We start from the raw sequence: 13,904 nt of genomic DNA on the forward strand, positions 1-13,904 counted from the left end.
GCGCGGGCCGCGAGTCCGCTGGTCAGGGCACGATCAGGTCGGGCACGACCTCGGTGAGCTCCGCGACGGGCAGGACTCCGTCCCGTACGAGAACCGGGGTGTCTCCGCTGAGGTCGACGATCGACGACGACACGGGGCCCGCGGTCCGGCCGCCGTCGAGGTACACCGCCACGGAGTTGCCCAGCATGCGGAAGGCGGCCTCGCAGTCCTCCGGCGACGGCCGGTCGGTGAGGTTCGCGCTGGAGACCGCCATCGGGCCCGCCGCGGCCAGGAGTTCCAGCGCGAGCGGGTGGTCCGGCATCCGCACGGCGACCGTGCCGCCGGTCTCGCCGAGGTCCCAGGACAGCGAGGCCCGGTGCCGGAGCACCAGCGTCAGACCGCCCGGCCAGAACGCCTTGATCAGGTCTTCGGCCGGGCCGGGGAGGTCCTCGACGAGGTCGCCGAGCGCGTCCGTCGAGGCGACGAGGACGGGGGAGGGCTTGTGGCGGCCCCGCCCCTTCGCCGCGAGGAGGCCGGCGACGGCGCGCGGGTCGAACGCGTCGGCGCCGATGCCGTAGACGGTGTCGGTCGGCAGGACGACGAGCTCGCCCCGCCCGACCGCGGCCACCGCCGCTTCGACCCCCGCGGAACGGGCCGACGGATCCGAGCAGTTGTAGTGCTGTGCCATGGGGTCGTTCACGCGGCCTGTTCGACGCCGTGCGACGTGACGAGCCGTGCGTTGCCCTCGGCCAGGCGGTAGCCGAGACCCACGACGGCCACCTCGCCCGACGCCACCTGGTCCGCCAGGACGCGGGAGCGGTCCATGAGCAGCTTCGTGGTGTGCCGGATGTGTTCGTCGATGATGTCGCTGTCCTCCGTCAGACCCGCCGCACGGGCGGCCAGGATGCTCGGCGTGACGCGCTCGACGATGTCCCGGACGAATCCCGCCGCGGGCAGGCCGTCCTCCACGGCGGTGCGGGCGGCCGCGACCGCGCCGCACGAGTCGTGGCCGAGCACGACGACGAGCCGGCAGCCGAGCACGCTCGTGGCGTACTCGACGCTGCCCAGCACCTCGGCTCCAAGGACATGTCCCGCGGTCCGTACGACGAACAGGTCCCCGAGCCCTTGGTCGAAGATGATCTCGGCGGCGAGCCGGGAGTCGGAGCACCCGAGGACCACGGCGAACGGCTCCTGCCCGGGGGCGAGCTGCGCACGGCGGGCGGCGTCCTGGTTGGGGTGGTCCTGCGTGCCCTTGACGAAACGCCGGTTGCCGGCGAGCAGAGTGTCGAGAGCGGCCGAGGGAGAAGTACGAGGCATGGGCTCAACTGTACGAGTGGCCTTCTGCGCGCGCTCGGCCGGTGCCCCGATGCGACGGCGGGTGCGGCCGATGCCCTACCTGGTGAGCCGGGTCAGAAGCGCAGCACGGCGGCGATGCGGCCGGACCCGGCCAGGGTCTCGTCGCCGACGAACCGGACCTCGGCACCGGTCTCCAGCGCCTGTTCGACGATCTCGTCCACGATGTCGTCGCGCGCGTCCAGGTCGGACGGGTCCGCGGGTTCCAGGTGGTCGCCGTAGTCCCGTACGACGGCGCGGTAGTGGTCCTCGACCGCCAGAAGACGGATCCGGCCCTCCTTCGCCGCCCGCCACACCTCGTCGAGACCGCCCGCGAACGCGTGCCGCCCCTGCGCCGCGTCCAGCTCCGCGGCCGTGGAGGCGTCCAGCGCCTCGTCCCGGGTGCGACGAACGGGCTCGACCGCCTGGCGCACCGCCTCGGCCGGTCCTTGGGCGAGCCCGCCGCGCTCGACGGCCATGGCGCCCTGTTCCAGCAGGCCGGTCTCCGCGAGCAGCGAGAGCGCGGGCGCCTCACCGATGACGTACAGCGGCCGGGGCGTGGCGGCGAGGACGGCGCGCAGAGCCTGGTGGGCCTGGCGGAAGAAGGTGCGGGTGTCCTCGTCCTGGAAGGTGCTCGGCAGGTCCCCGATGCGTTCCTCGCGCTCCGCGTCCGGGTCCTCCAGGCTCCGCGTCAGCGGGAAGCCGTCCCCCGCGTGCTCGACGGCCCGCTCCGGCCCACCGCTCCACAGCGACACCCGGTCCGCCGCGACGGCCAGCGCCCAGTAGGGCTGCTCGGCGGCCTGGGCGGCGACGAGGTTGCGGGTGAGGAAGGTGTCGGCGACGACCAAGCGCTCGGGGACCGACCGCCCCACGGTCCATACGCGGTGCTCTCCCGGGGCGGCGTAGATCACCAGGCCCTCTTCCGCATGGGCGAGATCCGTCTCGGCGACCGCCTGCTCCAGCTGGTGGAGCACATCCGTACGCCGCTCCCTGGGCACGGCCGGATCGTTCTGGAGGGCCTTCTCCGCCCTGGCCAGGAGATTGCGCAGCCGCACCGGATCCTGGGCGTTGTCCGGCTCGCGACGGTGGGTCGGCATGACGAGCGAGACAGCCGGATAGGTACGGGGCTGCCGCAGCTCGGCAAGTACGTCGGAGCTGAGCGCGGGGTGCATGCAAGGGCCTTTCCGCAGAGTTCGACCAGGAGCCATGCTCGTGCAGTAGCCATGCTGGTGCCTGACGCACCTGTCTGCGAGTCGGTGCCGGTCGGCCCCACGCTCCTTGCCGAGGTCAGCGGCCCCGGATCACGGCCGTGAGGGGCATCGACATCACCTCGCCCTCGGCCGCATCCGTGTGGCCCGCCTACAACAGGCTCTGGGTGAAGATCGCGCACATGATGCTCCGGGTCGGCAGGCCGGTGCTGGTCCTGTGCCCCTTGACGCCCGACGAGATCGAGGAATCGATCCAGGACGCGGAGGAACTCCGGGCCTCGGTGAGCCGGGAGTTCAGCACCACGGACCGCGGCCCTGCCGAGGCCGCCGCGGCCGACTGGATCACCGGCGGCTCGGAGCGGCACCCCGGGTAGTCGGCGGAGTGGTGCCCCGGTGGTCGATCGCGCCGGGACCAGCGCCAGTTGGGCCTCAGCGCAGGCGTTGCGCCCTGTGGGTCCGGGTGGTGATGCGGACGTCCGCCTCCAGTGTGCGAGGCGCCGTCGCCGCTCGCGCCTCGGCGATGGTGTCCCGCGCGAGACGGCGCAGCACCGCTTCCGGTGAGCTGCCCGGATCCAGGACCAGGGTGATGCGGGCGCGGAGCCGCCGCGGGCGTCCGAGCAGGCGTACGTGGGCGCGGGCGACGCCGTCGATCGTGCGGGCGCGGTCGGCCATGACGGAGGCCAGGGCTGTGCCGGTCAACGTGACGCCGGGCTGTCCGAGGGGGAGTTCGCGCAGCCGTCCCGACCGGAGTTGGAGGAGGGCCAAGGACACGAGCAGGGCGACGAGCACGGCCAGTGCGGTGCTCACAAGGAGTGGCCACCAGTCGTGGGCGCGCCAGCCGCTGATCGTCTCCCGGTCGAGCCAGACGCGGTCGGCGCCGAGCCGTGGCCAGCCCGACGGCAGTCGGTCACGGACAAGGGCGGTCGCGGAGGCCAGTACGGCCGCCGAAAGCAGCAGAGCCGCCGCCACGCAGAGAAGAGCAGCGCGGTTCGCGGTGCCGCGGAGTCCGCTCATCAGGGGGTGCTCCTCTGCGCTGGGTCACCGGGCTGCGGGGTCGGATCACCGGCCGGCGGTGACGGCGCCGGGGCGCGCCACTCCGGTTCCGTACGAAGGCGGAGCCGCAGCCGCAGAGGCCTGGCCAGGCCGAACTCGGCGGCCGCCGCCTCCGCGGCCTTCGTCACCGCCCGGTGCGCGGCCTCCGGGTCGCCGAACTCGAGCCCGGCACGTATCCGCGCCGTGCGGCGCCCGACACGGACCCGGACCCGCCCGACGCCGGGCACCTCGACCACGGCATCGCGCAACGCGTCCGCGGCGGCCCGGCGGTCCAGAGTCGCGCGCACGCCCGGCAGCGGCGCCGACATGGGGAGCCGACTCCGGACGCCCGGTGTCACGGCGACCACGAGGAGCCACACACCGAGAGCGAACACGGCTCCCGCGAGGACCACGCCGGGCCAGGCACCGCTGTCCGGGCCGTGGGTGGAAAGCCACTCCATGAGCCGGGTCCGCCAGCGGGCGGACGGCTGCCCGGCCGCGTGCACGGCCAGGACGTCGTACAGGAACAGGCCGCAGACCGCGGCGGCGCACAGGACCAACACCGCGACGGGAAAGCGGCGTTGGGCCCATGGGCGACGGGCCACGGACCGCCCTTCCACCGGCACGGCCGGCATCGTGGCCTCTGCCGGTCCGAGGGGCTCCGCATCGGACCGGTCCCGCCGCGACAGCCTCCGTACGCGGACACGTGCGGACGGCACGGCGAGCCCGGTCAGCCGGGCCGTCCGGTCGGCGACGTGCGCGCGCACCTTCTCGCCCGCGTCGTCCAGGACCGCGGGGTAGGGGAGCGACACGGTGACGTCCACCCGCGCGCGGCGGCCGCGTACGGTCGCCGCGCTCCTGGCGGTGCGGACGTCGCCGGGGGCGAGCGCCTCCGTGGCGGCGCGTTCGGCGATGCGGCGGACCGCGCGGTCGGCGATCGTCGTCGAGCCGCGGTCGGCAGGGGGCGTGCTCATCGTCGAGCCGTGGTCGGCAGCGGGCGCGCTCATCGGCGGTCCCGGTCACGGCCGACGAGGAACCCTCGTATGTCCGTGCCGTCGTCGACGAGGCGTCCCACGACGAAGCCGACCGCGCCGAGCGCGGCGACCAGCAGGAAGGCGCCGAAGCCGCCGAACCATCCCGCGAACCCCAGGGCCATCCCGGCGATCAGACCCACCAGAGCTGTGCTCACCACTCACCTCACACCACAGAAGGAGACATCAGTGCCGAACGCGCGATCGGGCGGTTCCTACTCCACGCGCGTCTCGCCCGCGGACTCCGCGGTGTCGTCGTCGGGCAGGCGTACGTCGTTGACCGCGACGTTGACCTCGACGACCTCCAGGCCGGTGATGCGCTCCACCGCCGAGATGACGTTCTCGCGCACGTCGTGGGCCACGTCGGTGATGGGCACGCCGTACTCGACGACGATGTCCAGGTCGATCGCCGTCTGCCGCTCGCCGACCTCGACCTTCACGCCGCGTCCGACGTTGGGCCGCCCGCCGGGGACGCGGTCGCGGACCGCGCCGATGGTGCGCGAGAGGCCGCCGCCCATGTCGTACACACCGGGGATCTCCCGCGCCGCCATCCCGGCGATCTTCACGACCACCACGTCGGCGATGGACGTCTTTCCGCGGGTGGCGGCGGGCTCGCCGGCTCCGGTGCGGCCGGTCAGAGTGGTGCTGCCCGGCACACCGCCGCGCGCCGCGGTGGTCTCACCGGACGTGGTCGCCTTCGAAGTGATCTCCTGAGTCGCCATACCGGCATCTCCTCGTCGTCAGGTGTCTGTCGTCCTCTGCCACTTGTCCGACACCGACATCCGGCCTTCGTTACGCGCTTCGGAGGAATTTCTTCGGCCGACGGGTAGCGTGCCCGCGCCGCGTAACGCGGGTGACCTTCCAGGTGTCGTACGAGAAGGACCTGAGCGAGAGGAGCCGCGTGTGCCCGGGGACCGGGACAGAGCGCCGGGAGAAGCGGACACGTCCGCGTGGCGCGACGACGGATTGCTGGCGGTGCGAGCCGCGGAGGGCGACGAGGAGGCCTTCGAGGCGCTCGTGCGCCGCCATGCGCCGGGACTGCTGCGGCTCGCGACGAGGCTGCTGGGAAGTCGGACGGAGGCTGAGGACGCGGTGCAGGAATCCTTCGTGAGCGCCTGGCGCAAGGTGCCGGAGTTCCGCAGGGACGCGCAGTTCGGTACGTGGATGCACCGGATCGTCACGAACAGGTGTCTGAATGTGCTGCGTGCACGTCGGCCCGCCGTCGATCTGGCGGCGGTGCCCGAGCCGCAGGCACCCGAGCACGCGGTCTCTCCCGCGAGGGCGGCCGAGTCGCAGGCCGCGGTGGCGGACCTGACCAAGGCGATGGAGGGACTGTCCCCGGAGCAACGCGTGTGCTGGGTGCTGCGGGAGTTGAACGGCCTGCCCTACGAATCCATCGCGGAGACGGTAGGCATCAGTCCGGAGGCGGTGCGGGGCCGGGTCTTTCGGGCACGGCGTTATCTCACGGAGGCGATGTCCGCATGGCGGTGAACGAAGGGAACCGAGCGGAGGACCTGCCCCAGGAGGGTCCCTCCCAAGGCGGTCGCTCCCCGGACGAGCACTTCCCGGACGAGCACTCCTGGGATGAGCACTCGCAGGACGAACTGCTGCCCTGCGGGCGTGAGCTGTGGAGTGTGTGGGAGCGCTGGGAAGCCGGCGAGGCCGACGCGCACGCCGACACGTGCCCGCACTGCGCCGAGGCGCTGAGCAGGCTGCGGAGCCTGGAGGACGCGGTCTCCGCCGTGCGCGGGGCCGAGCCCCGGGAGCCGGAGCCGGACGCTTCCGCGCTCGTCGGCCGGGTCATGGACATAGTGCGTCTCGAACTGAGGCCGGGACGGACGCTCCCGCTCGGCGAGGAGGACGAGGACGCGTGGGTCGTGGAGGCCGCGGCGGCGAGAACCGTCCGTGCCGCCGCCGAGTCCTTGGCGGGCGTGCGGGCGGGCAGCTGCCGCATCGAGAGCCGTCCCGGTGACGGCTCGGCCCCCGGCGGTGCGGGACGCCCGTCGAGGGAGCCGGTGAGCATCCGCGTGGCGGTGGAAGTCGCCCTCACCTGGAATCTTCAGGAGGTCGCGGAGAGAGTGCGGCACCGGGTGCTCGAGGCCGTGGACGCCGAGCTGGGCATGCGGGTCGCGACCGTCGACGTGACGATCGCCGACATCATCGACGACAGTGTGGAGGTGGGGCAGCCGTGACGGAACACATGGCCTCCGGTGACCTGGTCGACGCCCTCGGCGAGGCGGTGCTCAGCACTCCCGGCGTCGCCCTTCTCCGTCCGGGCATCGCCGAACTCCTGCGTGCCGCCAACCCGTTGACGAAAGCGCTGGGGCGACCCGCCGACACCGGTGGTCCCTCGCGCTCCTCCGGAGTGCGGGTCACGCGGGGGAAGGGCGCCCAGGGGTGGCAGGTCGACGTCCATGTCGTCCTGCACCGCGACTGCCAGGCCGTGGCGGTCACCCGCGAGGTGCGCGCCGCGGTCACCGCGACCCTGCGGAGCCTCACGGGGGAGCCGGTCACGCCCAGGGTCTCGGTGACCGTGACCGGACGGGTGTGAGACGCCCCTAGCGAGGTCGTCGGCGGGTTGTGCGGTCCGCGCTCGGCCCCTGCCCCGGCGGAACGCACGCGCGAAGGCCTCGTCGCCCCCCACGTCGGCCCGCGCCCGGTCCCAGCAGGTCTCGCGTACGCCGCACAGTTCGGGCATGCCCCACTGACGGTGCCCCACGGAACGCCAGTACGTCTCACCGGCCCCGGACAAGAGGGCGGCCGTCTCGCCCTGGGCGAGCGCGATCAGCGCCGGCTGGTGGTCGGCGTACGCGCGCGTCCAGCACCCGCTGTGCGCCACGCACCCGGACCGCGGCGCGGCGGCCGTGCTCGTCGTCTCGTCGAGCCCTCCGAGATTCGCGGCCCTCCGATGAGTTGTGGCCCTCTCGGCCGTCTGCCCTTGCACGACTGACCGCACCGCTGAACGCGTCGCGTGACCGAGGGGAAGCACATGATCGACCTGAAGCCCGCCTGCCGCCAGATGATCTACGTCCTGGACGGCATGGGCGACGAGCAGCTCACCTGCCCCACCCCGTGTGCCAGGTACACCGTCCGTGACCTCATCGACCACGTCGACGAAGCGGCCCGAGGGTTCACCTCGCTCGCCCGTCGGGATCTCGGCGGCGGGGACGGCGGTGGGACGGACGTCGCCGAGGCGGTGAAGGCGCTCGGCGCGGCCTGGGCGGACCCGTCGGCCTGGTCGGGGAGCACGGACGCGGCGGGAGTGGAACTGCCGAACGAGCTGTGGGGCAGGATCGCACTGACCGAGATGGTGGTGCACGGCTGGGATCTCGCGCAGGCCACGGGGCAGTTCTTCGACCTGCCGAGCCGGACGCTGCACGCCTGCTACGCCCACGTGGTCGACTTCGTGCCGCAGGCGCCTCTTCCGGAGCTGTGGGGGACGCCGGTCGCCGTGCCCGCGGACGCGCCGCTCCTCGACCGGGTGGTGGCCGCGACGGGGCGTCGACCGTAGCCTCCGATCGGGGCCTTCGCGCGTGCCCCGCCCCTTCGTCTCAGCCGTGCAGTGCCAGGTACGGCGCCATGAGGAGCAGTGCGCCGATGAGCGCGTACCTGAGGCGCCCGGCCGGGACCGCGTGGGCGATCCGCCAGCCGATGACCACGCCGATCAGCTCCGGGACACCGACGACGGCCGCGAGGGCCCAGTCGACCGAGCCGTTGAGCGCGTACACGACCGTGCCCGTTCCGGCGATCACCACGGACTGTGCCTGTGCCGCGCCGAGCGCCGCGAGCACCGGAGTCCCGCACACCACGAGCAGCGGTACGCAGAGCAGGGGCCCGCCGAGCCCGAACAGCCCCGCCGCCACCGCCACGGAGGCACCCATGGCCACGGTCCGCGTCGCCGGGAGCGTGGCCGGTGCCCTCCCGGGGCCCTGGCGGCGCTCCCGCAGCAGCACCAGGACGCCTGTCAGGGCGACGGCGCAGGCCAGCAGGGACCCGAACTCCCGTCCCGAGACACGGGTGTTGAGCAGGACCCCCAGTGGGGTCGCGACGAGCGCGGCCGCGGCCAGGAGGACGGCCACGCGTCGGGTGGCCGGGTCCTTGAGCTGCCCGGAGCGCGTGTAGGCGGCGGTGCCGAGGACGCCGGTCACGACGTGGGTGGCGATCGCGGTGCCGGCGACGACCGGCGGCGCGAGGCCGGTCAGCAGGAACATCCCGATGGTGGGCAGCACGCCGCCCGGTCCGACCGCGGTGATGCCGATGCCTCCGGCGAGCCCGAACACGGCGAGCAGGGCGAGGGTGAGGACGTCGAGTCCTGCGGGCATGGCGCAGCCTCCGGGAGGGTGCTGGTGGGTCAACCAGGGGGGGGGCGGGCTCGGTGATGCGGGCCGGATGCCTCAGCTGCCGTCCGCCCCGTCGCGGTGCAGCCGGGCCCGCAGCGCGAGGCGGTCCGCGCGGACGCGGAGCGTCTCGGCGTCCACGGGCCTGCCGTCGGCCAGCGTGGTCAGGCGGTCGATGGCGAAGAGCGGGGCGCCTTCGGCGATGCCCAGCAGGCGCGCGGTGTCCGGTTCGGCCGTGACGGCGTGGACGGTCACTTCGGCCTCGCCCAGCCGACTTCCGGTGGTTTCCTCGATCAGGTCGAACACGTCGCGGCCCGCCAAGTCGCAGTCGAGCAGCGGCTGTCCGATGTCCGGGGCCAGCCATGTCGTGTCCAGGGAGAGCGGGCTGCCGTCCAGTCGGCGCAGTCGCTCCACGTACACGGCGGGGCCTCCGACGGGCAGGGCGAGCCGCTCGGTGACGACCTGGGGCGCGTGGGCCACGACGCGCGCGGCGCGCACTTCGTTGGTGAGGGTGCCGTACTCGGTCAGGGTCTCGGCGAGCCCGGTGAGCCGGTGGAGTCCGTGCCCGTACTTGGGTGCCGTGACGAGCGTGCCGATGCCGCGGCGCCGGGTGATCAACCCCTCGTCCCGCAGCAGTCCGAGAGCCTCGCGGACCACGTTGCGCGTGGCGTCGAACGACCGGCCGAGGGTGCGCTCATCGGGCAGTACGCCGTCGGCGAAGGCGCCGGCGGTGATCCGCTGGCGCAGCACATCGGCGACCTGCCGTGCCCGCTCGGCGCGGGGGCGGACGGGCCGGGCGCGGCCGTCCGTCGATCCTGCTCCGGCCTCCTCGCTCATGGCCGACACGCCTCCCTTCCCGCTGGGCCCTACAGGTCCTCACGCCCTCGGAAGCTACTCCACAGCCGCTCCGGATGGTGTTTCGCCGGAGTTACGCCACCCGGCGTGACCTGCGGACTCTTCTGATCAGGGGTTTCGCGCGGCGCGAGCCCGGTTGCGCCGGGTCCGGAGGGTTCGGCCGGTCATCCCCCCCATAGGTGGACTCCACGGAGAAGTTCTGGTAATCCCCCCACATGGCGCGATAGCGACAGGAAGACTTGATCCGTGCTGAGAAACCTCCCGGACGAGACAACGCCCTTTGTCGGACGATGCGTTGAACTGGACAGGCTCGCGTCGGCCCTGCGCGAGCGGCGTCTGGTGACGGTCACCGGCGGGGCGGGCCTGGGAAAGTCGCGGCTCGCGCTGCGCGTGGTCTCCTCCGGTGGATGGGAAGGGTTCAGCGCGGTCGGCTGGGCCGACCTGTGGCCGCTCAAGGAGGGCGCTTCGCTCGCCGCCTTCGTGGCGGACGCGCTGGACCTCTCGGACCACACGTCCCGCGCGCTCTCCGAGGCGGTGTGCGAGTGGATCGGGGACCGACGTGTGCTGCTCGTCCTGGACTCGTGCGAGCATCTCGTTCCGGGATGCCGCCGTCTCGTGGCCGAACTCCTCACCGTGTGCCCCCGGTTGACGGTCCTCGCGACGAGCCGGGAGCGCCTGGGTGTGCCGGGTGAGTCCGTCCTCGTACTCGAACCGCTCGACCCCGCCACGGACGCGGTCGACCTCTTCGCGCAGCGGGCACGGGCGGCGGGCCGTCCCCTGCGGGACGCCGAGGACCGGCGCGTGGCCGCGGAGTTGTGCTCGCGCCTGGAGGGTGTCCCTCTGGCGCTCGAACTCGCGGCCGGGCTGCTGTCCCGCAGTTCGCTGGCGGAGGCCGCCGTGCTGATCCGGACGGGGCTCGAGGTACCGGACCGTCCAGACGTCCGTCCGCCGCGGCACCGGCAGATGCGCACGGCGGTCGGGTGGAGCCATGAGCTGTGCCGGCCGGTCGAACGCCTGCTGTGGGCGCGCCTTTCGGTCCTCCCCGGCCCCTTCGACATCGAGCGCGCGGAGCGGGTCTGCGCGGGCGGCCCGCTCACGGTGGAAGCGCTGCACGACGCGCTGGCAGGACTCGTGCGCAAGTCCGTGGTCTCCGAACGCGACGCCACGTACCGGATGTTGGACTCCGTACGCGAGTACGGGCGCATGTGGCTCGGGCAGTTGGGTGAGGAGGCCTCCGTCGCCGGGCGGCAGGCCGCCCTCATGGTGGAGATGACCAGGCAGGCGCGGCAGGAGTGGCTCGGCTCCGGACAGCAGTACTGGTACGCACGCATGCGCGAGCTCTATCGCGACGTGTGCGTGGCGATGGACTTCCTGCTCGATGCGGACGACGCGTCGGCACTCGAACTCGCGGGGAACGTGGCCTTCTTCTGGATCTGCTCGGGCCGCCTCCACGAGGCCGTCCGCTACCTGCGGATCGCACTGGAGCTCACCGCAGAGCACCACCCACGCCGGGGCCGGGCCCTGTGGTCGCTCGCCCTCGCCCGCATCCTGCAGGGCGAGCTCGGTGAAGGGCGGGCGCTCGCCGCGGAGAGCCTTCGGGTGGCGTCACGGCAGGGCGATGCCGAGGGCGTCCGCCAGGCCGTCTACCTCGAAGGGCTGTCCGCACTGCTCGACGGCCGGCCGCTCTACGCCCTGAACAGGGCCGACGAGGCGCTGCGTTCGATTCCTGAGCCGCGCGACAGCTCGGCCGCCCGGCACGAGGGGCCGCGGCGCGTGCTCACCTTCGGCGTGGTGCTGTGCCGACTGGTGCGGATCTTCGCCCTCACCGGCGGCGGGTGGCTGAAGGAGGCCAGGGAGGAAGGCGAGGTGCTGCGCCGGGAGTGCCAGCGCCTCGGGGAGTACTGGACTCGTTCCTACGTGGACTACCAACTCGCCCTGATCGCCCTGTTCGAGGACCGCTCCCGCGCGGCCGAGAGCCACGCGCGCAACATGCTCGACGCCAAGCGGCGCATCGGTGACCAGTTCGGCCTTGCCATGGGCCTCGACCTCCTCGGCGCCAGCTGGGCCGAACAGGGTGAGGCGGAGCGCGCGGTCATCGCCTTCGGCGCCGGGAGTCAGTACTGGCGGGCGGTCGGTCTCGCCCAGCGGGGCACCCCCGAGGCCACGACCCTGCGCGACCAGACGATGGCGCACGCGAGAACCCAGCTCGGCGAGGCCATGTACGAGCAGCTGCTCCGAAAGGCCGAATCGACCGCGCCCGAGGCCCTGTTGCGTTCCGCGCTCGGGGAGTAGCCGGGGGCCCGGGGTGTGCCCGACGGGTGAGGTGAGGCGGCTCGCCGTGAGGGGGGAGCTCCAGGGAGCCGGTTGCCTCACTCGTCGGGCGCTTCCCGGTGGTGGCCTGGGCGGTCGGACCCTCCCGCGGTTGCCGCCCCGCCGGACGGTGCTCTTCACCGGGAGCCTGTGATGGTGCGTGTGGAGGACTGGGGGACGTCGGCCGTTCTCCGGGTGGACAAGGGGTGTTGACCGTACAAGAAAGACCGGTCTGTCTCTGGCGGTGCATGTTCACGATGGCAGCGGACGACACCCCTGTCCAGGAATATTCTGGACGGTTATGGACAAGGACCACCGGCGGACGGCACGTCAGCTTCCCGCGCGTGAACGGATACTGAGCGCTGCTTATGAGCTCTTCGCACGACGCGGTATTCGTGACGTCGGAATCGAGGAGGTCGTCATGCGTTCGGGGGTGGCGAAGGCGACCCTCTACCGGCACTTTCGGTCCAAGGACGATCTGGCCCTCGCGTTCCTCGCGCGCCGTGAACAGACGTGGACGCTGGGGAAGGTCATGGCCGGGGCGCGACAGCGGGGGCACACGCCGGAGGAGCAACTGCTGGCCATCTTCGACGTGTTCGACGAGTGGTTCCATGCCGACGACTTCGATGCCTGCACCTTCATCAACGTTCTGCTGGAGATGCGTTCGGATCACCCGCTGGGGCGGGCGAGCATCGGCTACCTGGAGAACATCCGCGCCTGCGTACGCGCCATGGCCGAGGAAGCGGGGTTGCGGGACCCCGACTCGTTCGCCCGCTCCTGGCACATCCTGATGAAGGGCTCGATCATCTCGGCGGCCGAAGGGGACTTCGACGCGGCCCGCCGAGCTCAGGCGATGGCCCGGACGCTGATCTCCGAGCACCGCTGACCGTCGGCCGCGGAGCGGGGTGTTTCCTGCCAATGTGCAGTTGGCGGCGAGCAGGCGTGACTCCGGCCTCTTCGAGGGGCTGATGTGCGACGAGTCGCCGACGTCGAGGCGCGCGGGGCACCGCATTCCGCCGAACCAGGTCGGCCGTCCGGTGCACATCGCCCCGGACCGCCGTCCGTCCGAGGCGGGTCAGAACGACGACGGGGTTCGCAGGCCCACTGCGGGAAGTCTCCGACCGCACACGGAAGTTGAGGGCGGACGCGGGCCCGGCGCGGCTGGGTCATGGACACGCAGCTGCTGCGGATCATGGATGAGGGGGCCGGCGAGGCCCAGGTGAAAGGAGACTGCACCTTCGTCGCCCGCTCAGATGGCGCAAACCCGTCCTGGCGTGGGGTGACGCCCTTCAACTCGGCGACCCGCGCTGCATATGCTCCCCAGAGGGGGAGTTGGATCACTTGCCGATGTGCCAGGCCCCCGCGCAGCGGCCGTTCGACCCTGCTGAACCGCAACTGACGTGCGGGCGGCGGGTGCTCAGGCGGCCGGGGCCGCGCGATACGCCGACATGCGGCCCCGGCTTCCGCCCTCGTGACCGGCGGCCGGGACGATTCCCGCGATCCGGACGCCGTGGAGGGCGGCTGCGCGCAGGTGCCACGGAGGGGAGCCGTGCACTCTCGCGCTCGGACGCGGTCGCCGTCGGCGCGGGCACAGCCCCCGACGGCGACCGCTCTGCGACCGAGGGATTGCCGCGGCTCCTGTGCGCGGACACCCCGCACCACTCGCTCTCACCAGCACCGGGGCGCAGCGTAGAAGCGCGTCCGCTTCTGCGGGATCCCTCCAACGAGTCCGAGTCCGAGTCCGAGTCGGAGTCCGCGTCCGCGTCCGAGTCCGCGTCCGAGCGCGCGTCCGAGTGCGGCGGCGGGAAAGACCGAGGCCC

16 protein-coding genes are annotated in these 13,904 nt (G+C 72.8%); 7 read left to right on the plus strand and 9 right to left on the minus strand.

Going from position 1 to position 13,904, the window contains the following annotated elements; all coding sequences use genetic code 11:
- Positions 1-22: 22 nt before the first annotated feature.
- From AB0B50_RS01945 to AB0B50_RS01955, 3 genes are all read right to left on the minus strand, one after another.
- Entirely contained in the window at positions 23-667 is a 645-nt protein-coding gene (locus AB0B50_RS01945) for an L-threonylcarbamoyladenylate synthase (RefSeq protein ID WP_362325026.1), read from the minus strand.
- A gap of 8 nt (positions 668-675) precedes the next feature.
- On the minus strand, positions 676-1,296 hold the full coding sequence (locus AB0B50_RS01950) for a carbonic anhydrase (RefSeq protein WP_362324018.1): 621 nt from the start codon (positions 1,294-1,296) through the stop codon (positions 676-678).
- Positions 1,297-1,388: 92 nt separating this feature from the next.
- Positions 1,389-2,483 carry a chemotaxis protein gene (locus AB0B50_RS01955; RefSeq protein WP_362324021.1) on the minus strand — a complete coding sequence of 365 codons (1,095 nt, stop codon included), beginning with the start codon at positions 2,481-2,483 and terminating at the stop codon, positions 1,389-1,391.
- 137 nt (positions 2,484-2,620) lie between these two features.
- Here AB0B50_RS01955 and AB0B50_RS01960 point away from each other — a divergent pair, with 137 nt between their 5' ends.
- Positions 2,621-2,893 carry a hypothetical protein gene (locus AB0B50_RS01960; protein ID WP_362324024.1) on the plus strand — a complete coding sequence of 91 codons (273 nt, stop codon included), beginning with the start codon at positions 2,621-2,623 and terminating at the stop codon, positions 2,891-2,893.
- A gap of 55 nt (positions 2,894-2,948) precedes the next feature.
- Here AB0B50_RS01960 and AB0B50_RS01965 read toward each other — a convergent pair whose 3' ends face one another.
- From AB0B50_RS01965 to AB0B50_RS01980, 4 genes are read right to left on the minus strand one after another with little or no spacing between them, the layout of a single operon-like run.
- A complete protein-coding gene (locus AB0B50_RS01965; RefSeq protein WP_362324027.1) occupies positions 2,949-3,533 on the minus strand; it encodes a hypothetical protein in 585 nt (194 codons plus the stop codon).
- Positions 3,533-4,558: a DUF6286 domain-containing protein gene (locus AB0B50_RS01970; protein WP_362324030.1), complete on the minus strand. Its 1,026-nt coding sequence runs from the start codon at positions 4,556-4,558 to the stop codon at positions 3,533-3,535. Before AB0B50_RS01970 ends, AB0B50_RS01965 begins: the two co-directional genes overlap by 1 nt.
- The gene (locus AB0B50_RS01975; RefSeq protein WP_362324033.1) at positions 4,555-4,740 is read right to left on the minus strand and encodes a hypothetical protein; all 186 of its coding nucleotides are present in this window, start codon (positions 4,738-4,740) and stop codon (positions 4,555-4,557) included. The genes AB0B50_RS01970 and AB0B50_RS01975 overlap by 4 nt, the downstream gene beginning before the upstream one ends.
- Before the next feature lie 57 nt (positions 4,741-4,797).
- Complete coding sequence (locus AB0B50_RS01980) at positions 4,798-5,304, minus strand: Asp23/Gls24 family envelope stress response protein (protein ID WP_362324036.1); 507 nt, start codon at positions 5,302-5,304, stop codon at positions 4,798-4,800.
- 181 nt (positions 5,305-5,485) lie between these two features.
- Here AB0B50_RS01980 and AB0B50_RS01985 point away from each other — a divergent pair, with 181 nt between their 5' ends.
- From AB0B50_RS01985 to AB0B50_RS02000, 4 genes are all read left to right on the plus strand, one after another.
- Entirely contained in the window at positions 5,486-6,073 is a 588-nt protein-coding gene (locus AB0B50_RS01985) for a sigma-70 family RNA polymerase sigma factor (protein ID WP_362324039.1), read from the plus strand.
- Entirely contained in the window at positions 6,064-6,774 is a 711-nt protein-coding gene (locus tag AB0B50_RS01990; RefSeq protein ID WP_362324042.1) for a hypothetical protein, read from the plus strand. The genes AB0B50_RS01985 and AB0B50_RS01990 overlap by 10 nt, the downstream gene beginning before the upstream one ends.
- Positions 6,771-7,133, plus strand: coding sequence for a hypothetical protein (locus AB0B50_RS01995; protein ID WP_362324045.1), 363 nt, complete (start codon positions 6,771-6,773; stop codon positions 7,131-7,133). The genes AB0B50_RS01990 and AB0B50_RS01995 overlap by 4 nt, the downstream gene beginning before the upstream one ends.
- Positions 7,134-7,571: 438 nt before the next feature.
- On the plus strand, positions 7,572-8,093 hold the full coding sequence (locus AB0B50_RS02000; RefSeq protein ID WP_362324048.1) for a TIGR03086 family metal-binding protein: 522 nt from the start codon (positions 7,572-7,574) through the stop codon (positions 8,091-8,093).
- Positions 8,094-8,133: 40 nt separating this feature from the next.
- On the opposite strand, the gene AB0B50_RS02005 is transcribed toward AB0B50_RS02000, so the two are convergent.
- Positions 8,134-8,904, minus strand: coding sequence for a sulfite exporter TauE/SafE family protein (locus AB0B50_RS02005; RefSeq protein WP_362324051.1), 771 nt, complete (start codon positions 8,902-8,904; stop codon positions 8,134-8,136).
- A gap of 72 nt (positions 8,905-8,976) precedes the next feature.
- Complete coding sequence (locus AB0B50_RS02010; protein ID WP_362324054.1) at positions 8,977-9,756, minus strand: GntR family transcriptional regulator; 780 nt, start codon at positions 9,754-9,756, stop codon at positions 8,977-8,979.
- Between the two features lie 264 nt (positions 9,757-10,020).
- On the opposite strand from AB0B50_RS02010, the gene AB0B50_RS02015 reads away from it, so the two are divergent.
- Positions 10,021-12,066: an NB-ARC domain-containing protein gene (locus AB0B50_RS02015; RefSeq protein WP_362324057.1), complete on the plus strand. Its 2,046-nt coding sequence runs from the start codon at positions 10,021-10,023 to the stop codon at positions 12,064-12,066.
- A 319-nt stretch (positions 12,067-12,385) separates the two neighbouring features.
- Complete coding sequence (locus tag AB0B50_RS02020; protein ID WP_362324060.1) at positions 12,386-12,970, plus strand: helix-turn-helix domain-containing protein; 585 nt, start codon at positions 12,386-12,388, stop codon at positions 12,968-12,970.
- Positions 12,971-13,904 lie beyond the last annotated feature (934 nt).

The organism is Streptomyces sp. NPDC041068 (genome assembly GCF_040647455.1).
In the GTDB taxonomy this organism is placed as follows: Bacteria; Actinomycetota; Actinomycetes; order Streptomycetales; family Streptomycetaceae; genus Streptomyces.